12 protein-coding genes and 2 pseudogenes are annotated in these 21,341 nt (G+C 66.4%); 9 read left to right on the forward strand and 5 right to left on the reverse strand.

All coding sequences use genetic code 11. The features are described 5' to 3' along the window. The first annotated feature begins 39 nt into the window (after window positions 1-39). From OG978_RS33390 to OG978_RS33425, 8 genes are all read left to right on the forward strand, one after another. Entirely contained in the window at window positions 40-5,472 is a 5,433-nt protein-coding gene (locus tag OG978_RS33390) for an SDR family NAD(P)-dependent oxidoreductase (protein ID WP_326768779.1), read from the forward strand. Next, on the forward strand, window positions 5,465-7,792 hold the full coding sequence (locus OG978_RS33395) for a lantibiotic dehydratase (RefSeq protein ID WP_326768780.1): 2,328 nt from the start codon (window positions 5,465-5,467) through the stop codon (window positions 7,790-7,792). The genes OG978_RS33390 and OG978_RS33395 overlap by 8 nt, the downstream gene beginning before the upstream one ends. 498 nt (window positions 7,793-8,290) lie before the next feature. Further along, entirely contained in the window at window positions 8,291-9,754 is a 1,464-nt protein-coding gene (locus OG978_RS33400; protein ID WP_326768781.1) for a DUF455 family protein, read from the forward strand. Window positions 9,755-10,021: 267 nt separating this feature from the next. Then, window positions 10,022-10,924 (forward strand): hypothetical protein, encoded by a 903-nt coding sequence (locus tag OG978_RS33405; RefSeq protein WP_326768782.1) that lies wholly within the window; start codon window positions 10,022-10,024, stop codon window positions 10,922-10,924. Further along, on the forward strand, window positions 10,921-12,354 hold the full coding sequence (locus tag OG978_RS33410) for an FAD-dependent oxidoreductase (RefSeq protein WP_326768783.1): 1,434 nt from the start codon (window positions 10,921-10,923) through the stop codon (window positions 12,352-12,354). Before OG978_RS33405 ends, OG978_RS33410 begins: the two co-directional genes overlap by 4 nt. Further along, window positions 12,351-13,133 (forward strand): nucleotidyltransferase domain-containing protein, encoded by a 783-nt coding sequence (locus OG978_RS33415; protein ID WP_326768784.1) that lies wholly within the window; start codon window positions 12,351-12,353, stop codon window positions 13,131-13,133. Before OG978_RS33410 ends, OG978_RS33415 begins: the two co-directional genes overlap by 4 nt. Continuing rightward, window positions 13,120-14,235 carry a radical SAM/SPASM domain-containing protein gene (locus tag OG978_RS33420; protein WP_326768785.1) on the forward strand — a complete coding sequence of 372 codons (1,116 nt, stop codon included), beginning with the start codon at window positions 13,120-13,122 and terminating at the stop codon, window positions 14,233-14,235. Before OG978_RS33415 ends, OG978_RS33420 begins: the two co-directional genes overlap by 14 nt. Before the next feature lie 15 nt (window positions 14,236-14,250). Continuing rightward, the gene (locus OG978_RS33425; RefSeq protein ID WP_326768786.1) at window positions 14,251-15,345 is read left to right on the forward strand and encodes a radical SAM/SPASM domain-containing protein; all 1,095 of its coding nucleotides are present in this window, start codon (window positions 14,251-14,253) and stop codon (window positions 15,343-15,345) included. A 189-nt stretch (window positions 15,346-15,534) separates the two neighbouring features. Here OG978_RS33425 and OG978_RS33430 read toward each other — a convergent pair whose 3' ends face one another. From OG978_RS33430 to OG978_RS33450, 5 genes and pseudogenes are all read right to left on the reverse strand, one after another. Further along, window positions 15,535-16,290 carry a GAP family protein gene (locus OG978_RS33430; RefSeq protein WP_326768787.1) on the reverse strand — a complete coding sequence of 252 codons (756 nt, stop codon included), beginning with the start codon at window positions 16,288-16,290 and terminating at the stop codon, window positions 15,535-15,537. Further along, the gene (locus OG978_RS33435; protein ID WP_326768788.1) at window positions 16,290-16,880 is read right to left on the reverse strand and encodes a TetR/AcrR family transcriptional regulator; all 591 of its coding nucleotides are present in this window, start codon (window positions 16,878-16,880) and stop codon (window positions 16,290-16,292) included. The genes OG978_RS33430 and OG978_RS33435 overlap by 1 nt, the downstream gene beginning before the upstream one ends. A gap of 313 nt (window positions 16,881-17,193) precedes the next feature. Continuing rightward, window positions 17,194-17,990, reverse strand: a pseudogene (locus tag OG978_RS33440) (APH(3')-V family aminoglycoside O-phosphotransferase). Between the two features lie 391 nt (window positions 17,991-18,381). Beyond that, window positions 18,382-19,762: pseudogene (locus OG978_RS33445) on the reverse strand (IS1380 family transposase). A gap of 163 nt (window positions 19,763-19,925) precedes the next feature. After that, entirely contained in the window at window positions 19,926-20,309 is a 384-nt protein-coding gene (locus OG978_RS33450; RefSeq protein WP_326768789.1) for a hypothetical protein, read from the reverse strand. A 73-nt stretch (window positions 20,310-20,382) separates the two neighbouring features. Between OG978_RS33450 and OG978_RS33455 the strand changes: the two genes are divergently transcribed. Then, entirely contained in the window at window positions 20,383-21,150 is a 768-nt protein-coding gene (locus OG978_RS33455) for a transposase (protein WP_326768790.1), read from the forward strand. The last annotated feature ends 191 nt before the right edge of the window (window positions 21,151-21,341 follow it).

Here is a 21,341-nt window from a genome sequence, read left to right on the forward strand (position 1 = left end):
GGACGAACCAAGCGCTATGCAAAGGGATTTGACTGTTACATGATTGCTGACGAAGACGATCGCATAGCAGTGATCGGCCTGGCTGGCCGATTCCCCGGGGCGCCCGACGCGGCGGCCTACTGGGCGAACCTGACAGCCGGAGAGGTGAGCCTCTCACGCCTGACCGACGAGGGATTGCGGCGGGCCGGTGTGCCGGAGTCGAGCATTCAGGACCCGTCGTACGTCAAGTACGCCCCCCTGCTGGAGGACGCGGGCGACTTCGACGCACGCCTCTTCGGGTTCACCCCGCGCGAGGCCGAGTTGAGGGACCCTCAGCAACGGATCTTCCTTGAGGTCGCCTACGCCGCTCTCGAGGACGCGGGCGTCGACCCCCGGCGCACGGAGTCATCTGTCGGCGTCTTCGCGGGGGGCGTAACCAACCGTTACGCGGACCTGAACGTGCGGCGCAACGCCAAAGCCGTGCAGACGTACGGCGAGATCGGGATCCAGGCTGGCAACCACAACGACTACATCTCCACCATCGTCGCCTACAAATTGGACCTTCGAGGCCCGGCGTTCACCGTGGCCACGGCGTGCTCCACCTCGCTCCTGGCGGTGCACCTCGCCTGCCAGACCCTCCGGAACGGCGAGTGTGACGTGGCCCTGGCCGGTGGCGTGCAGTTGGAGATGCCGTACGGCGCCGGGCACCGCTGGGTCAAGGGCGGCATCTTCTCGCGCGACGGTCGCTGCAGGCCGTTCGACGCGGATGCCGACGGCACGATCTTCGGCAGCGGTGCCGGCGCGGTCGTCCTCAAACCCCTCGCGGACGCCCAGCGGGACGGGGACCGTGTCCTCGTCGTCATCCGCGGATCCGCCGTCAACAACGACGGCAATCGCAAGGCCGGTTTCACCGCCCCCAGTGTGGAGGGCCAGTTCGCCGCGATCTTCGAGGCATTGACCGTCTCCGGCGTGGATCCGGCACACATCGGCTATGTGGAGGGGCATGGGACCGGCACCTCGATCGGCGACCCCATCGAGGTGCAGGCGCTCACCAAGGCATATCGGGAGTTCACCGACCAGCGCGGCTACAGTCTGCTCTCCTCGGCCAAGGGCAACGTCGGCCATCTCGGCCCCGCCTCCGGTATCACCGGCCTGATCAAGGCCGTCCTCGCAGTCGAGAAGGGGCTGATCCCGGGCACCGCGAACTTCACCACTCCCAATCCCCTGATGGAGATCGACGCCACCCCCTTCGTGGTCACTGCGGACACCGTTCCCTGGCCGGTCTCGGGACCGCGCTATGCAGGCGTCAGCTCGTTCGGTATCGGCGGCACCAACGTACACATGATCATCGAGGGGCCTCCTGCGGCCCAGCGCACCACCACTCCCTCCCGCCCCGCCCTCGTCCTGCCGCTGGCGGCCGCTTCGCAGGCCTCACTCGCCGAGTCCGCGCGCCGGATCAGCGAGCACCTCGTCACTGCCGGAGACGACGTTGCCGACGTCGCCCACGCGCTCCGGCGCCGGCCGCTCCACCACACGCACCGGCTGGCCGTCGTCGGTGACGATCCGACCGAAACGGCGGAAGCCCTCGCCGAGCTGGCCGAACGCCCCGCAGAAGCACCGAAGAAGGCCGGCCCGGTCGTATTCGTCTTCCCCGGACAGGGAGCCCAGTACCCGGGCATGGCTGCGGAGTTGCACGCGAGCGAACCGGTCTTCCGTGAGGCGTTCGAGGAGTGCCTCACGGCCGTCGGCGCACCGGTCGCGGACGTCCTGCGCACCTGCCTGCTCGCATCCGACCCGGACACGGCGGCTCTCGACCGGGAGCGGCTGCGTGCCACCGACATCGCCCAGCCGGCCCTGTTCGCCGTCGAGTGGGCCCTGACCCGGCTGTGGGCCTCCTGGGATGTCCGGCCCGACGCGTTGATCGGTCACAGCATCGGCGAGCTCGTTGCGGCGACCGTCTCAGGGGTGTTCGACCTCGCCTCGGCGGCACGGCTCGTCGTGCGCCGGGGCAAACTGCTCGCCCGGTCTCCGCACGGCCGCATGGTCGCGGTGTCGATGTCCCGGACGCAGGCGGAGACCTTCCTCGCCCAGCACCCCGAGGTATGGATCAGCGCGGAGAACGGCCCCAGAGCCTGTGTGCTCTCCGGGACGCCGGACGCGGTCGGCAAGGCCGTGGACGAGCTCGCGGCCCGAGGACAGCGGTCCGTGGGACTCGAGGTCAACCACGCCTTCCACACCCCGCTCACCAAGGACGCGGCGGATGAGCTCGCCCGCTTCGTCGCCACCCTTCCCCTCGGACGCCCCGCCGTCCCCTGGGTCTCGAACGTCACCGGACAGTGGATCAGCGACGAGGACGCCGCGGACCCCGCCTACTGGGGCCGGCAGATGTCCATGCCGGTCCGTTTCAGCGAAGCGGTGGAAGCGGCCGCGGAACTCGGCCGGCCGCTGCTCCTGGAGGTCGGCCCGGGACAGCTCACGCCGCTCGTACGACGCCAGGTGACGGGCTCCCGCGGTGGTCAGGCGATTGCTTCGCTGCCTACCGGCAAGGAGTCGGCCGGCGCTCTCAAGACCCTCTACCGCGCTGTGGCGAACCTCTGGCAGGCGGGCGTCGACGTCGACTGGGCGCGGCTCACCCGGGACGAACGGCGAGGGGACGTCACCCTCCCCGGATACGTCTTCGACCGGCAGACCTATTGGATCCACCCCGACCCCGAGGACCCGCGCGGAACCTCCGACACCACACCGGCCGCACACACGGACGAGGCTGAGGACGGAACCGTCGACGACCGCGTCACTGTCCCGACCTGGATGGAAGCGCCCCCGTCAGTGCAGGGCTCCGACGCGGTAGCCGGCCGCGACTGGCTCGTCCTCTCCGACGAGGCCGTGCCGCGCTTCACCGAGCGCCTCCGCGCGGAGGGAGCGGCGCACGTCACCGTGGAGGGCCTGGACGGGCGGTCACCCGGCGGCCTGCCCGCCGCCGTCCGAGAGCGTCTCCGCGGGGGCACCGAGCCGCTGGAGATCCTGCACCTCTGGGCGTTCGGGGCGCGGCCCGAGGGACTCTCCGACGCCCAGGCGGCCGAACACTGGCTGGAGCGGGGATACCGCCCACTCCAGGGTCTCCTCCTGGAGATCGGCAGGCACGCTCCCAAGGACCGGCCGGTCCGGGTGACGAGCATGGTGAGCGGACTGTGGGACGTGTCGGGAGCGGACAGCGAAGGCGTCGAGCCCGGCAAGGCGCCGATCGCCGCCCTCCTCGACGTCGGTGTCAAGGAACGCGAAGCGCTGCGCACCCGGGTCCTCGACCTGACGCCCGGGCCGTCCGGCGAACTCGACTCCGCCCTGGTCGCGCGGTTCTGGCCCGAGATCACGGGCGACTACGGCACCGGTGCCGTGCGGTGCGCCGTGCGCGGCCACCGGCGGTGGACTCCGTCGTTCCGGCCCGTCGCGGAGGACCTCGTGCATGCGGCCGTACCCGCCGTGGCGGCCGGTGACGTATGGGTGGTCACCGGGGGCCTTGGCGCACTCGGCCTGGTCGCCGCCGAACGACTCGCCCGTCGCGCGCCGGTCACCTTGGTGCTGCTGGGGCGCAGCGGTCTGCCCGACCGTACGGCCTGGTCTCAGCTCGACGCGCTCGACGTCGGCACGCGTCGTGCCGTCGAGGCCGTGCTGCGTATGGAGGAACTCGGCAGCACAGTCGTTCCGCTGGCTGTGGACGTGACCGACCGCGATCGGCTCCGCGAAGCCTTGAAAGGGGTCCGTGAGCGCTTCGGCCCGGTCATCGGGGTGGTGCACGCCGCGGGTGTCGCGGGCGGAGGGATGCTCGCGGTGAAGGACCCGGACGAGGCGGAGAAGGTGTTGCGCCCGAAGATCACAGGGGCCCTCCTCCTCGACGAGATTCTCGGGGACGAGCCGAAGACCTTTGTGCTCTACTCCTCCGTGGCCGCCGTAACGGGACAGTTCGGTTTGGCCGACTACGCTGCGGCCAACGCCTTCCTCGACGCCTTCGCCCACGATCGGGACCGTCGTCGCCCCGGCAGAACCGTCTCGGTCAACTGGCCTTCTTGGGCCGGAGGGGGCATGGCGGTCGATGCGGCGGCGAACCGGTCCAGGTTCCTGAGCGGCGCCGAGGACCAGCGGCGAGACGAACCTGTCGTGGTGTCACTTCCTGACGGCTCGACGGGAGAACGGTCGTTCCGCATCCTGCTCACCCCAGCCTGCTGGCTCGTCGACGAGCACCGATTGGGCGAGACGCCGGTGCTCCCGGGAACCGGGCACCTGGAACTCGTCCTCCGCGCCGCCCGGACGTTCCTGCCGCTGCCGATCGAGTTGCGGGACATCACGTTCACCGTCCCCGTGGCCGTACCCGACGCGGTGGAACTCACGATCAGCTTCAGCGCCGAAGCCGACGCCGAGGGCACCGCCTGGCGGTTCCGTACCGAACGGGTCGGCAGCGAAGGAGAACGCCGGGTCGCCCTTGCACAGGGGCGCGTCGCCGTGGCCGACGACGACGTGTCGGCCCGCCACGACCTCGCGACGCTGCGAGCCACCCACACGGAACCCCTGGCGCCGCCGCGCTTCAACGACGGTTCGGGACTGATGACGGTGGGCCCAAGGTGGCTGAACGTGGCCGGGGTGCGGGGCGACGGGCGGACCGCGCTCGCCGAGCTTCGCCTGCCGGCGGAGTTCCGGGAAGACTGCGCCGTCAACCTCCTTCATCCCGCGATGCTCGACTGCGCTACCGCATTCGCCGTTCCCCTGCCCGGTGACAGCAATGCGCTGCCCTTCACCTACCGGCGACTCGTCGTGCGCGGCCCACTGCCCGACCGGATCGCCGCGCTGATCCGGGTGCGGCCGGACGCCCCCAAGGGCATGCACCTACGCGACGTGGCCCTCCTGAACGAGGAGGGAGAAGAAGTGGTCACCGTCGAAGGGTTCGCGCTACGCGAGGTCGAGCGGTCCATGGCCACCCGGGCCATCCGGAACACCGTGACGGAGCAGCCCCGGCCGGCCCGCCGGGAGCTCTCGGCGGACGGCGGCTCGGAGAGCGACGAGACCTTCCTGGACGTCTCCGAGGGCGGGCGGCTGTTCGAGGCGTTCACCGGTGCGGTGCTCGGCCCCCAGGTGATCGTGGCTCCAGAGGGGCTCTCCCGCAAACTGCGCCGTACCCACGCGCTGACCATCTCGTCGGTGCGGCAGTCGGCGTCGCCGCGGTCCGCGCAGGCTGCCGGCGAGGCGCCTCCGCAGGAGAGCGCGGATCCCACCGCACCGGCTGTGGACGCGAACGTGCGGCTGCTATGGGCGGAGATCCTCGGTCGCTCCGGAGCACCGGACGACGACTTCTTCGAGACCGGGGGGGACAGCCTCGCGGCAGTCCAGCTCGTCGAACGGGTACGGGAGGAGCTGGGCGTGGAACTGCCGATCTCCGCGCTCTTCGACCACCCGACCCTCGCGGAGTTCTCGGCGGCTGTCGACGAGGCCCGGAACAGTGCCTGAGCCGACGGCCGGCCAGCCCGGGCACCACGTTCCGATTGCCGACGGAACCTTCGCCGTCTGGGACCAGTGCGTCCTGCGGACGGCGGGCATGCCGTTCGACTGGGTCACCGGCCTCGAAGCGCCGGCCCTGACCCCGGACCCGGGGGCCGGCCCCATGCCCGGGGAGTTCGCCGTGCACTTCGCGCGGGAGCTGCGCGGCACACTCGAGCGGCTGCGCGACGCCATCCGGCAGCCGCGCTTCCGTGAGGCCGTGGCGTGGCAGAACCCCCAACTGCTCGCACGGTACGTGGACGCGTTCTCCGCGGGGGCGGTTCCGGAACGCCTCACCAAGAGCGATCGCAAGAAGGCGATGCGGCTCACCCGCTACCTGCAGCGGTACTGCACGAAGAACGAGACCATCGGCTTCTTCGGCCCCGTCGCCTGGGCACAGCTGACCGACGGCCACGGCCTGAGCGTGACGACGGGCGCCAGGCTGTTGAGAAGCCGGTCCGTGCACTTCGAGAGCTGGGCTGTCGACGCCGTCGGCGCGGCGCTCGTCAGGCGCTTCGAGCTCCGCCCCTGGCTTGCGCCCCGGCGCAATCCGTCCGTGGCGGTGGAAGGGAACCGGGCCGCCGCGCCCCAGCGACAGCCGGTCCTCCTGGACGAGTTGTCCCTCGTGCTGCTCAACGCCGCCGACGGCACACGCTCGGCGGTGGCCCTGGCCGAGGAGGCCGCCTGGCTGGGGTTCGTCGACCCCGCCGCGGAGGACGAGGTCTTCGAACGGCTCGACGACCTGGCGCAGCGTAGGCTCCTGCGTTGGGACCTGGTGTTGCCGCTCGGATCCTGGCCCGAGCGTGACCTCTGCGCACGCCTCGATGCGGTGGGGGACAGCCGGCTGCGGGACCGAGCCCGCGCGGAGGTGGACCGTCTGCTGGCGGCGCGGGACGCGACGCACGCAGCCGCCGGAGACGCCGACGCCGTGGTCCGGGCCGTTGAGGAACTCAACACGGTGTTCGAAGACGTGACGGACGCGCCGTCCTCTCGAAGACCCGGGGAGTTCGCCGGTGGACGGACCCTCGTCTACGAGGACGCGCAGCGTGACGTCGACGTCCGGGTTGGCGGCGATCTGCTCGCCAGGATCGGCGACGCCCTCGATCTCGTCCTGCGCTCGGCCAGATGGCTGACCGACCGTGTCGCCGCTCACTGCCGCGAGGCCGCCGACCGGTGCTTCGACGAACTGCGGGCGCGTGGGGACGGGAGACCGGTCCGCCTGAGCGCCATGACTCTGCTCCTCGGCCCCCATCTCATCGAGGGGAAGGACCTGATAACCGACCGAGCGGGCGCGGAACTGAGGCAGCGGTGGTGGGACATCCTGGGACCCGCGTGCGGGGACGGCACGGCCCCGGTGCAGGTGACGTCGGCCGAGCTCCGCGACCGCGTGCGGGCGGCGTTTGACTGCCCTGGTCCCGGTTGGACCGCGGCGCGGTACCACAGCCCGGATCTGATGCTGGTGACCCCCGACGGCGCACGAAGCGCCACGGGCGCCCTCTTCGTCCTCGGCGAACTGCACACGGCCGTGAACACGTTGGAGAACCGGGTATACGCCGCCCAGCACCCAGACCCTGAGTCGCTGACGCGCCGGGTGGCGGAAGACGGCCTCACCGGCCGCATCGTGCCGATGCTGCCCAAGAACTGGCGGGCCGTGACGTCACGGACCTTCCCGCCTCTGACCCACCTGCTGCCGGACTACACCTACTGGTCGATCGGCGACGATCCCGGCGGCGCGCCGGTCGACGACGTGCTGCCGGCCGGCGGCCTGTGCGTCGAGCGGCACGACGGACGGTTGCTGGTGCGGGACGAGGGCGGCGCCTTCGACGCCGATCTCGTGGAAGTCCTGGGCGAGTTGCTGTCCATGGTGACCGTCGATGCCTTCGGCATGGTGCCGCCGCTGCCGCACCAGCCGAGAATCGTCGTGGACAACCTCGTTGTGGCGCGGGAGACGTGGCGTGTCCCCATCGCCGGGACGGGGCTCACACGGAGTGGCGACGACGCCGCTAGATTCCTGGCGTATCAGCAGTTCGCAGACCGTCTGGGGCTGCCGCGGCGGGTGTTCATCCGGGTCACCGGGGAGCGCAAGCCGGTCTATGTTGACCGGCGGAGCCCCTTGTTGATCACCTCGCTCCTGCACCTGGTGCGGGGGGCCGCCGAACGGCCCAACGCGGAGCTGACGGTCACCGAGATGCTTCCAGACCGGGAACACCTCTGGCTGCCGGACGCCGACGGCGATCTGTACACCAGCGAGTTCAGGCTCGTCGCCGTCGACCGAGCGGCAACACGCTGATCGGCCGACTCTGGGAGGCCTCAGACGGTGTCCTGTGCGGAAAGGATGGACGAGACTGCTCAACATGGGGCAGAGAACACCTGCCCCTGCGGGTGCCTGGGCTGTAGCGGGTCGAGTGCGACCGAGTCGGGCCGCCAAGGCCACCCGCACCTCCAACCGGATACGGGGAACTCACGGTTCCCCGGCCGCCCTGCTTAAAACGGCCGTATCCGACTTGTCGAACTCAACTGCCGGCAGTTCTTCCGCTCCGCCTTCGACAGCAGCCCCAGCAGATAGGCACGGGCACTTGCTTGGGACTCAACTCAGCCGACTGAACCACTAGTTGCCTGCACATCGGTATGTTGGGCGACCGTAAATAAAACATTGACTCCCATGCAGTAGGCACGTACGTTGGAGCCGCTTCGACCGTCAGCGGTGCGGGTGTGCCTTGTCGCAGCCCTGCGCCTGGAGGATTTGGCTGATTCCCGCTAATGGTGGATTTTCACTCACGAATCAGGCATGGTCGAAGACCGAATCGAGTCAATCGCCAAGGGAACCTGGGGGAAAGACGTGGCGAACGGTGAACACACGCCATTCGGTGAGATGGACACCATGGCGGTCCCCGAGTTATCGGCTGTTACTCGTTCGCTCCATCAATCGACACTTCTCTTCGGAAGAGGGCTTGCTGCGTTCGCGCCGCTGGTCGCCGAACTTCCGGAACGTCACTTCCTCATCCAGACGGTATTCGGTCTGATCCAGCAGAGCGCTGCGCTGCGGACGCGCCTGTTGGAAATGCGGGTGACCGAAGAATCACTCGGAGGCCCCTCCGATGCGGCGGTTGCCGAAGCCCGTGAGATTGTCCGGGCGACTCCGGGGGAGGCGCTCTCCTTTGCCAGCTCACTGTTGCAGGAGCTGGTTGCCGCATATGGCGAAATGGTGCGCAGCTGCAGTTCCGAGGCTCTGTACCACGACAGGAAGTTGTACAGCGCCTGTCGGGAACTCTGCCAAGAAGCACTGGACGTGGCCGAACGGCACGGCCTCACGCTGCCCCCTCGAGAGATCCGGCGCGATGCGCTCTACGTGAGTTCGGAGTCTTCGCAGCAAACGCCGACAGGCACAGTGGAACTGGACGCACTCGATTGCCCTCACCGCAGCTACCCGAAGTGGGCGAAGTTCCAATTTTCGCGTGACGGGTCTGCTGCCGCACGGACGCCCGAGGACGGCGAGGTACGAGACTCCGCCGCGGACCAGACGCCGGCTATCGAACGGCTGCGCGATGGGCGCACGGCTGAGCCGATCTCGTCCAATGTCTCGCTACGCAACATCGCCAACTTCGATGCGCTCGAGAAGTCATCGGTTGTCGCGCTCTTGCAGATCGGCTTTCAAATCGAGTTCATCTCGACGGATGTGCCGTTGCGCAACATCGCCTCCTTCGCCGACATGCCGATGGACTTCTACCTCGACATGGTCCGTCATGCCCACGACGAGATGCGACACACTCACCTGCTCGTGGAAGAGATGAGCAGGTTGGGCGTAGATGCCCAAGAGACATTGATGAAACGGCCGGATACCTACGACGCGATCGCTGATCGCCCACTGGACTACCGTTTGATCATCCTCAGCCGCACAGGGGAGGACGCGGCGATCGAGACGTTCAGCGACGTCATCCCCAAGTTGCGGCGGGCCGGCTTCGTGGAGGCCGCTGCCATGTTCGACCACGTATTGGCCGATGAGCTCAGGCACGTGGCGTACGCCAACAAGTGGCTCACCTACCTCTGCGACGGCGATGACGCCGAGGTCGAACGATTGACGACGGAGCGCATCCAGCTCTTCAACCAGGTGGCCGAAGACCTGGGATTGGGAGAAAAGGCACTCCGCGCACCCGACCACATCGCTGCTCGTGCATCAGCAGCCGACATGGAGTTGCGTGCGCTGGCCGGCTTCAGCCGTCGTGACTTGGCCAAGATGGCGGCCAAGCGCTGATTGCGCTCAGGCTTCCTGGTTGCAATTCGTGAGCCGGACGGCGTTGCACGGTTCATTCCGGGAGTTACCCGGGCCAAGGTACTGCCTTCCTCGCGACGTTCCTTCTTGTGCCTCATACGTCTCGCAAAGCAGGGTTACTTAGCCATCAGAGACAGAGCTCTTTGCCCCTGTTTCCTGTGGGACGCTCTCTCGAAAGCCATGCCACTCAAGGATCGCTAAGAATATTGATCCGCAGTCGGAGGGCTACGCCCAGAAGGGGAGGCCGACATGGACCGGCCCATCACTCACAGCTTCGCTGACGACACCACTCACTCACTTGCCGTACTGGGGCAGACCCATCAGGAGCTCTGCACCGAGAATCTCGCTCCGTCCGCTAACGGCATGCTGCTGCATACGTGCCATCGTGTTGAGTGGTATGCAGTGGGAAATTCCGATTCTCCTGTCCGAATCCTCGAAAATCGACTGCGGACAACGGGACGTCACGAGGCCCTGACCCGGCTCGCACAGATCGCGGCCGGCACTCGCTCCATGATCCTTGGCGAACGATTCGTCCAACGACAAGTTCACGAAGCCGCGAACCGGCTCGGGCCGGATCACCCCTTGTCACAGCTCGCGGCGGACGCCCTGCTCCTGGCGGAGCGGGCCCGGCAGGAGTTCGATCTCTACGCCAAGGTCGACTACAGCGACCTGCCTCAGCTGCTGCTCGGCCGCCACAGTGACAACGAGGCACGAAAGCTTCTGATTGTCGGGGGCGGAATGCTCGCACGGGCCATTGCCGCCGCACCTCCCTCGGGCTACGACCGTGTTGTCATGATGACGCGAGGGCCACGGAAGCTACGCCGGATGATGGACGGTCTCGACACCGTCACCGTGGTTCGGTCGCCAAGTCTGGCGAGGGCCCTCGACGGCCAGCCTCACGACACGGTCATCGCGACGACGAATCTTCCGGCCGACTATCAAAGCCAGGTTGTCGATGCAACCCGTTCCCCGCTCTCGCGGGGAGTCGTCGACCTCTGTTGCGTGCCAGTCCTCGACGAGAGGCCTCTCGGGTACCGCCACCTCTACGACCCTGACGTCCTTCACACACTAAAGGCAGCGAATCGGGACATGACCGAACGGGCAACGTTGGCGAGACAGTGGGTCGCCCAGCACGCGGAGGTGTGCGCATGAACACCAAAGAAACCGAGATTCTAGTGATTGGCGCAGGCCCAGCTGGACTCCTCGCCACCGACCGGCTTGCTCGACACGGTGTTGATGTCACGCTGGTAGACGCGGGACGCCATCACGCGCGCCGGGTCTGCCCCGTTGACCGGCTCCGTTCGTGCCACGGCTGCCGGGGAATTTGCAATGTCATCTCAGGGTTTGGTGGATCCATCCACTACGGGGACGGCGTCAAATTGTCGAAGTTCCCCAGTGGGAGGCGCCTGGCTGAAATGCTCGGTGCCGAGCGATCTCACCAGCTCAGCGAGGAAGCATTGGAGTACCTCTGTGGAGCCAATCCCCCCACGTTCCGAGGTGCCCAGCCCGGCGACATTCCCTTCGATGTGAAGGACTATCCGGTCGCCTCGCTCACCTCCGCCCAAGTGCACGACATCGTCGATGGTTTGTACGAGCGGTTGTCCGCCAATCCCCACGTGACCTTGCGCCTGGCAACAGAGATCACGGATCTGCGGCCCGATGAGCAGGGAGGTTTCACTGCCCGCCTGGGATCATCCGGATCCGAGGAACAGATCACGGCAAGCCGCGTGATCGCCGCTGTAGGCCGACGCGGACAACGTTGGTGGGCTGGGAAAATACGTGAACTTGGGATCGGCTTCGTACCACCGGCCCCGTCGGTTGGCCTGCGCTTCGAAGCGCCCACAGATCTCCTGATCCCCGGCTCGGCCGTGCATGATGACTTCAAGACGACCATGGTCCGTCACGGGGTGAAGGTAAAGACCTTCTGCTTCTGCGCCGGCCCAGGTGGGGGACGCATCAAGTTCACCGACTACGGTGACCACACCCTGCTCGATGGTCACGTCATCCCCGAGGAAGGCGCATCGGCTACGGGGAACTTTGCACTTCTGGCCCAACTGCGGGACGAGGAGGGCCATCCTCGCGACACCGAGTGGGTTGAGCGCAACCTCCTGGTCCCCTATCGCGCTCTGCGTTCCGACCGGCCGGGCAAGCCGGTCCTCCAGTGGTACCCGGATTTCCGTGATCGGCAGGTGACATGCACCAACCTCGACGATTTCACGCAGCGTGCCGGCCATGAAGCGTCGCTACGTGACTACCAGGTGGCCAACCTCGCTGCAATCCTCCCTGCCGACGTCCACGCCGCTCTGCACGAGGTCTTCGAAGAGCTGATGGCTGCCTTCCTCGGACAGCCGCTTACCCGACGTCAAAGCGAGCAGATCGCCGTCATCGGGCTGGAGTTGGAGAATCTTTGGGATGAACTCGCCCTGAGCGACGGCATGGAGACGTCGCTCCCCGGCCTGTACGCCGTGGGTGACTGCACGGGGCTTGCCCAGGGAATCCTGCAGGCCTCCGTCGCCGGCCTGGCGGCCGCCGATCACGTGCTCATGGCGCCGACACCGGCGGTCCTCGGGAGCTCGCGTTGACCGATTCCGTCGCAGCACTAGCCGTGGCCCTGGCCGAAGAAAGGTTTGCGGACAACCTCGCTCTCGCATTCGTTGGTGGATCCTATGCCCGTGGTACAAACCGTGCCACCAGCGACATCGATGTTTTCGTTCTCCTGCACCGTAGTGACCACGGTGCCGAGCGTGAATTCGCCGAAGACTTGCAGGCTCTGCACCTGAAGGCCGGCCTGCAATTCGACCATTGTGGTGAGCTCTTTGATGTCGCCACGATCGAAACGCTGTTGGCCTTCACTGAACAGGCGCTCACCGCAGCGCCAGCCCTGCAGCAAGCTGCCTGCTACAAGGCCGACTGTTCCTTGTCGATCTTCCGTAAAGGCGATGTCGTCTTCAAATTCCTGGCCGATCCGAAGATCCACGTCGTTGACCCCGCCTCGCTTCTTTCCGGCCTCGAGATGCGTGCGGCCGGATATTTCGAACGCTGGCCGATGCCTCGGGTTCAGGAGTTCAAGAAATATCTCGCACTGCCTCCAGGAAGTCAGCAGGAGCGTGCAGCGCTTACCTGGAGGCAGCTTGAGGGAACTTCGGATTGGGTCGATACACCGGTCGGCATTGGGCTGGAGCGATGGTTCGGCAGCAGCCTTCAAAGTCGTGCCCAAGGTCTGTCGGGTGGAACTCAAGTGATGACAGCACCCGAGAGCAAATCGTCCTGCCCCCTGCCTCTGACCGAAGACCACGCTCGGCAAGCATTCGCCACTCAATGCTTAGCTTTTATCCCTGGGAGGGACCTTGACTGCTGTTGAACTCGGCATGCCGCTCCAGCGTAAGCCGATATATACCCAGCCCCGCGAGCGCTTCGTGTTCCTCTATCCGACTACTGCGTGCAGTCTGCGCTGCAAAACCTGTTATGTCGGGAACACTCGCTTGAATGCTGCCAACACCATGAGCGTTGAGCGCGCCGTCGAGATCATGGACTACTTCAAAGTCACCGGTGGTCACGACAAGTTGTACCTCCTTGGTGGTGAACCCACCATGCACCCGGAGCTTGCGCAAATTGTTCGTGAAGCTCGGGACCGCGGATATAAGGTCACCATTTCGAGCAACGGTGATTTCGAAGAGAGCATCTTCGACGGCATCGGGCCCGACATGCTTGATTCTTTCAACTTCAGCCTGGAATCCGCGGACCCCACCATCCACCGCAAGATCCGCGGCAATCCGAAAAACTTCGAGCAGGTTACCAACAACATCAGGCGGGCCCGCGAGCTCGGGTATCAGGTGCGGGTCATGTGCACCGTCTCCCAGACCAACGCTCCGGGAGCACTGGATCTCATCCCGTTCCTCGCCGATCTGGGTGCGCACACGCTCTCATACCACAACCTGGGTAAGACGGGAAATGGTGGGCGGTTCCTTCAGCCGCTCAATCCGCAGGAGTGGATGGACTTCTGCGCTGCCATCGAGGCCCACCCTCCGGAGCCGCGCCTTGCCGTGTACTACCCCCCGACGTTCGTGACCGCGGACACCCAGGAGCAGTGGGCCGACCGTGGCTACCCCGGCTGCCCGGCCCGCACGCTGGACCGGCCGCATATCTACCCGGACGGGACCGTGTACGCCTGCCCCGTCTTCATGGATGACGATAGGCATTACGCCCGCTTCGAAGATGGCCGCCTGGTGCTCAACCCCTCCCCGAACAACGAGCTCAACGCTTACATGACTGCCGACCCCGTATGCACAGGCTGCCCGAATACGGGCACCTGTGGCGGCGGTTGCCCGGCTTACTCGCAGATTCCCGCCTACGGCGACGAGGGCTGGTACACCTGCGATCGCCAGATCACACCACTGTGCATTCTGTGGACCGTCTCAGCCTGGGGTGCTCGCCCTGCCGACTCCCTCCACACCTTGCGATAGCGGAAGGACCGCGTCATGACCGACACTCTGGAATCAGCTGCCCCGCACGCAACCAGCAGCAAAGAACCCTTCCTGTTCCTCTACATCACCCACAAGTGCACCCTGCGTTGTAAGCACTGCTACATGGGTGACCGGCTCGACAACGAAATTCGCATGAGCCCGGCCAAAGTGGAGGAAATTCTCTCCACCCTCCGAGTGGCCTATGGCCAGTACAAGGTCTACCTGCTCGGAGGAGAGCCCACAACGCACCCGCAGTTCGACGAGATCCTCACGGTCTGCAAGGAGCAGGGGTACAAGACCGTCCTTACCAGCAATGGACTTATCCCGCCCAAGGTGTGGCCGCATCTGGACGACCGGCTTGACTCCTTCTCGTTCTCCATGGACGGCGCCAGCCGTGAGACTCACGAAAGCATGCGGGGGCCCAACACCTGGCGACCTCTGCTGCGTAGCATGGAGCGGGCCATCGAAGCCGGCTTTCAGACTCGGGCCATCTACACCATAACGACGGCCAACCGCGCTGAGGTCTTCGACGCCATCGACCTTGCCGAGCGCATGGGTCTTGAGATGCTGTCATTCCACTACTTCACCCCCACGGGGTTGGGCAAGGACAAGCCGCACTTCCAGATCTCGCCCGCAGACTGGATGAAGCTGTGTGAAGAGATACGGAGCTACGCCACGGGCCGCCGTGTGCGGGTGTTCTACCCGCCCGCTTTCGCCACTCCCGAGCAGCTTCCGCAGATCCAGGCCCAGGGCTACCGTGGATGCACGGCCCGCAATCTCGAACGCCTCGCAATCTTTCCCGACAACAGGGTCTATATCTGCTCTGCGTTCTTCGACACGGATCTCCACTATGGCACCTTCCTGAATGGCGCGATCGTTCCTCGCCTCCCGAAGGGTGGCAGCGAGCTCACCCTCGTCAACAAGATTTCGGACAACTGCCGAATCTGCCCCCAGGCCGCCGCCTGCGGTGGGGGTTGCGCCGCCTACGACCATCTTGAGCGCACCCTCGTCAGCAGCGAATGCGACGGATCGACCATCCCCATCTGCCCGCTATGGTCCATGCCAGCCGAGGTCGAGAGCACCGCCCACCGGCTCGTCGATCTGCGCTGACTATCGGCGTTCACATCGAGGTCGTAGGTCACTTGCCTCAGGTGATGAGCTCCGAGTCAGACAACAACTCGTCGCCGAGCGACCGGCGGCGAGTTGCTGTCTGACCAGTAGAACCGTCTTCCTTCCGGCGGCCGGACAGTGGGCGTTTTTTGAAAGGTGCAGTTGAGATGCTGGGGGCCTGACGCGGGTTCAGGCGGGTGGAGCGAGGGCGATTACGGCGTTGAGGACCATTCCGATGCCGATTCCCCCGACGGTCCAGCCGAGCGCCTTGGCGCTGTTGCGGGTGAACCAGTCGTTGATCCGTTGCAGTACTGGCTCGGCCCGGTCGTGCGCGCCGATCCGGACGGCGCCGAGGAGGACTGCCGGGAGGATCATCACGACGCAATAGCCGGCCAGCGCCCCGCCGATGACCTGCCAGGTCAGATCTGCGTTCGCGAGTAGGCCCACGGCCGCCAGGTAGGGCACCATGGTGACGACCTCCAGCGCCGTGGCCACCAACGCGAGGCTCATCAGGCCGCGCACGCCTCCGCCCCGCGTGTCCCGGCTGTCCAGGACTCCGTCGTCCGGCATGGCACCCGACATCGCCGCCGTCCGCCAGCACTGCAGTCGGCCCGGTCTGCCCGACTGGCTACGAACGCGAGCCTCCAGCCGGTAGCTCAAGACGATGACGATCAAACCGAGGACGAGCTGCCCGATCCGAAGGTGCGTCGGGGCGACGTCGGTGAAGGCCGCCCGGAGGGTTTGCAGCAGCGCATCGGCCCCCAGCACTAGGAGGACGCCGACGCAGAAGTAGAACGTCGTAACCGTAGCCAGGTAGACGGCGATCCGGCCGGCGCGCACCCGCCCCGGGGTGAGCAACAGCCAGATCGGGATCAGTAAGGTGCCGAAGCTTGTGCTGTCCAGCAGCGCAAGCCCGGCCAGCGCCAGTGTCAGCGTCGCGCTCATCAGTCGAACAGCCGGTCGACGTAGGCGGCCAACGCGGCGCTGATGCGGGACGCGCCGAACTCGTCACCGGTCGCCGCATGGTGCAGGCACAGCCCGTCCACGAAGGCGACCAGTGCCGCCGCTTCCTCCTCGGTGTCGACGTCCGCGGCGAGTTCACCGGCGCGTTGCCCGCCGCGCAATGCCTCCTGGACGCCCCGCAGGAGCCGCACGGTGGCGTCCCGGTGGATCGCAGCCATGTCGGCGTCGGTGAGCGACGCCTGCACGAAGCTCAGCCAGACCCGCAGCTCGGCACGCCGCTCGGCCGTCAGGGGCAGGGACGTCTCCATCAACCGCACGACGAACTCCCGGACCGGCGGCTCGATGGGGATGGCCGCGATGCGCTCCTCGGTCCGCCGGTAGACGTAGGCGATCCCGAACCTCAGCAGTTCGTCCTTCGAGCGGAAATAGCGCTGGACGAGCCCCACGGACACACCCGCCGTCCGCGCCACGTCAGCGAGGGTGGTCCGCGCCAGCCCCTGTTCGGCGACCACGCTCATCAGCGCGGAGGCGACCTGACCACGTCTCGTGTCAGCGTCTGCGTGTAACGTCATGAATAAATAGTACCGCAATATTTTCTTGATTGTCGGTCCGGTACGTCACAGCCACTCGTTGATCGCGGCGATGAGAACGGGCGCCTCGAAACGGACCGCGAGCTTGTCGAACCGGGTCGCCACCGCCCGGTTCCGCTTCAGCCGGTTGACGCCGCACTCGACCAGGAGTTCGGTTGCAGTTGGCGATGGTGACGCGGGCGAATTCCTTTCGGGGTACCTGGGACAGGCCCTTCCTCTGGATGGAGGCCCTGCGGTGAGGACTGCGGGGATCGGGATCGCTGCCGCGTGGGACGGACTCCGCCCCACGCCCCTGCTAGAAGAATTCGTCGAGCAGCTGATAGAAGGCCATCTTGTCCTTGTCGACGCGACGGGCCCCGTATCGTTCGAGGAACCGCTTGGCGTATTCCGGGCCGAACCAGGGGTCCTCGTGGTTCTTCAACTCGCGGGCGGCCAGGGCTAGGTCGGCGTGGCGGTCCGCGCGGCCGAGCCTGCCCACGTCGATCACTCCGGTGACTTCGCAGGTCTCGGGGTCCAGGAGAATGCTGTTCGGGCAGAGGTCTCCGTGGCAGACGATCAAGTCCTCGTTCGCCGGTCGAGTGCGGTTGAGCTCGGCGAGGAGCCTCTCAACGGACCAGCCCTTGCGCTCCTCGTCGAGGTCGACCAGGCCTCACGCACGTTGTGGTGGGCCTTGGCGACGGCCACGGAGAGGCTCTCGTTGAAGGGGCATTCGTCCACTGGCAGGTCGTGCAGCGTGCGGGCGAGGCCAGCCAACGCCTCGACGACGGCGAAGCGTTGGTGCTCCGTCCACTCCTCGGCGGCCGAGACGCCCTGTACAGCCTCGGTGACGATCCAGGTGCAGGTGTCGTCTCCGCCGCGCTCGATGATGCGGGGAGCAGGGATGCCGTGGTCGGTCAGCCAAGTGAGCCGGTCGGCCTCGCCGGCGAGGTCGAAGGCGGAATTCTCAGGGGTGCGCGGGGCGATTTTTGCATAGAACTCGGGCCGTTGTTCTCCTGTGAGGTGATAAACGAATGCGCCCGAATCTCCCTCGTTCGCGGCAGTCCATTCGTGGAGCGGGTATTTCTGTCGCAACGTTCTGTCCATGGTTGGCATTTGTTTTCTTCGCGAACGATTTTGGGCATGTTGGCGGAAGTGTCCTGGGCGTGTCCGAAGTCCCCTACACGCGGGGAGAGGTAGGCCTTGGCGACGCCTATTGAGGGTATCCACGGGGTGGCGGTCTGAAAAGGGCAGTTGCTGGCCGGTGCCGCAGATACGCCTAGTCTTCAGGTCCGCAGACTCGAGGCCGAAGCCGAACTGCCCAGGCACCTCCAGGATCGCCTCCTAACCTCGATCTTGCATGACGGTCCGTCGGTTCTTCCGTCGGGCCGTTTTGCTGTTGCGGATGTGCGAGGGCATGTTGGTGGCCCGGTTGTCGCGTCGGGTGGGCGCCGGGTTCCACTCCCGGGGTGGTCGTGCAGGTTGTTGGGACGGGTGAATTTACTGGTCAGCCGGGGTTCGGTAGGGCCTGGAGCCGGTCCATGGCGCTGGTGATCACGGATGTCCAGGGCCATCGGGCGGCCAGGCGGAGCCAGCGGCGGCGGCCGGTGTTCACGAGCTGGGCGGCGGCGGAAAACAAGCGGAGGCGGAGGCGCTTCGGCTCCCAACGGCGGGTTTCGCCTGTCAGGGCGAGCATCGGCATCCAGGCGAGGAGGTCGAGCGCGATGGAGACGATCTCCAGCCAGATCCGGTTCTGGGCTGTGTCGTGCAGGGGCAGGTTGCGCAGGCCGGTATCGCGGGCGTTTCGGATGCGGTCCTCGCAGCGGGCCCGCCTGCGGTGACGCAGTTCGAGGTCGGCGAGCTGGCCGCCCTTTGTGTTGGTCGCGAAGCAGGTCAGTCGCAGCCCGTCAACGTCGGTGAAGCGCAACTGGGCGCCGGGGTGTGGCCGTTCCTTGCGGACGATCAGCCGCATGCCCTTGGGCCAGGTGCTCAGGTCGGGCATGTCGGTGATCTCTGCGACCCAGGCGCCGGGCCGTTCGGTGCCGTCGGAGTCGTAGGCCGGTGTCCAGGCCCGTTTCGGGATCTTCAGCACAGCCTGGTGGATGGCGTCGGTGATGGTCATTCCGACCGAGTAGGACAGCCACCGGCCGCGGCGGGAGAGCCAGTCGAGGAAGGCGTGGGTGCCGCCGAGCGGAGTCGGTGCGGACCAGCGTCTGCCGTCCCCGCCGCAGGTGTTTGGGCAGTTGGGCCAGGGCGAGGCGGGTGGTTTCGATGTGATCGCTCGCGGTGTTGGAGCCTGCGTTGCCAGGCCGCAGCAGCGCGGCCACCGGTTCCCCGGAACCGGCCTGGCCGTGGTCGACGAACGCAACGAGCGGATGGTGACCGAAGGTCTTCTTCCAGGTCGCGGTGGCGTCCTGCTTCTCGGAGTGCGCAAGCACCAGCACGCCGTCGATGTCCACGATCACGCTGCCACCGGCGGCCGGATTGTCTTCACCGGCCAACTCCCATACTCGCGTGCGCACTTCGGCTCGTGCCGCGCGGATCGCGGTGAGCGCCTTCGGCCCGGCCGCGGCGAGCGCGTCGATGAGCCGGGAGACCGTGGGGTCCGATGCCACTGGACCGAACACGTCGGCCTCGGCCCGCAGCATGGCGACATCAGCGAGGCAGTCCCCGCCCAGAGCCGTCGCGAGTGCGATATCCAGCAGGACCTTGCCCGGATCATGCATCGTCCGCGGCTTGCGCCAGGGCGCCAGCGCCGCCGATATCGCATCGTCCAGGCCCAACGTGCGGACCGTCTCGACCAGCAGCACCGCCCCGGCCTGCGAGACCGCCCCTCTGCCGCCGCCCTCGACGCGGACACGTGGGTACAACCCGATACGCTTACTCACCTGGAGAGTGCTTCTTTCCGTGCAGCCAACAGGACCCTAGACAAGTCCCATCGTTGCAGGTCAGAAGCACTCTCTGCTTATTTGATCAAGGCATGGACGAGCACGCTCATGAAAGCGCGAGGCTAAGGGCTGTCCCGTAAGTTGTACGCCCGCGGTTTGGTGATCAGCCGAAGATGATCTCAACGTCCCTGTCCAGGCAGAACTTCATGACGGTGATCAGTTGGCGGGTGTCATCGATGCGTCGTGCGAGAGCGGGGTCGCTGCCATCGTGGTGCCGTTCATCGATGATGGCCTCCAGCCGGGGCAGCATGGCCGCGCATTGAGCGGGCGTGAGGTCCGGGCCATCGTCATCTGGATGGTCGAGTAGTGGTGTCAGCGTTGTGGAGACGCTGCTCCACGGGCGGTCTCCGTCGAATCCGTGCATCTCAGAGAGGGTGAACCCCTCAGCCTGGGCCAGCCACTCCCGGAACATGTTGAAGCCGGTGTAGGACCAGGAGATGTCCGGGCTGGTCACATCGTCGTCTCCGGGGAAGAGCACGAGCCCCATCCTGTTCTCCTTGTTTGTCTGGTGCTCAGGATCGGTCGTGGGGAGCGTGCCAGCAACTGAAATGATCTACCGCATGGTTGGTGTGATCACGGCGTCGCAGTCGTCCTGGATAGCTCCATTCACCGGGCTGACGCCACGAGCTTTCGGCAAGTTGGTGACCGTGCTGCGCCGCGAGGGAGCCGACGCGCCGCTCCGAGGTCGGCCCTGGCGGCTCTCGCTGGAGGATCGTGTGCTGCTCGTCGTGGCCTACTGGCGCACGAACTTGACGTTGCGCCAGCTTGGCCCGCTGTTCGGGGTCTCAAAGTCGGCGGCTGACCGGATCATCGACCATCTGGGCCCGCTGCTGGCGCTCCAGCCTCGGCGGCGCTTCGCGAAGGATGCCGTGCTCATCGTGGACGGCACCTTGGTGCCCACCCGGGACCACAAGATCGCGGAAAAGTCCAAGAACTATCGGTACTCCACCAACCACCAGGTCGTTATCGACGCCGACACGCGGCTCGTCGTTGTGGTGGGCCGACCGCTGCCGGGCAACCGTAACGACTGCAAGGCGTGGGATGAATCCGGGGCCCAGTCCGCCGTTGGCAAGACCACGACAATGGCCGACGGCGGCTATCCGGGCACCGGGCTCGTGATGCCGCACAGACGCCAGGCCGGCGAGAACCTGGCCGGCTGGAAGCAGGCGCACAACCGCTCGCACAAACAGGTTCGCGCCCGCGTCGAGCACACCTTCGCACGGATGAAGACGTGGACGATCCTGCGGGACTGCCGACTGAAGGGCGACGGCGTCCACCACGCCATGCTCGGCATCGCCCGCCTACACAACATCAACCTCGCAGGATAGAGGGACAGGTGTCCCCACGATCAACTGCAACCGCCTCAAGTAAAGATCACTTACGGGACAGCCCCTAGGGGTGTATGTTTCGCCGATCTTGATCTCCGCCCAGTGCTCGTTCTTCACGCCCTGGGGCAGCATTTCCCAGCCGGGGGGCATCGAGTGGTTCTTCCCGAGAACTACGGCAAATTGATCGTAGA

This window comes from Streptomyces sp. NBC_01591, from assembly GCF_035918155.1.
Classification (GTDB): Bacteria; Actinomycetota; Actinomycetes; order Streptomycetales; family Streptomycetaceae; genus Streptomyces.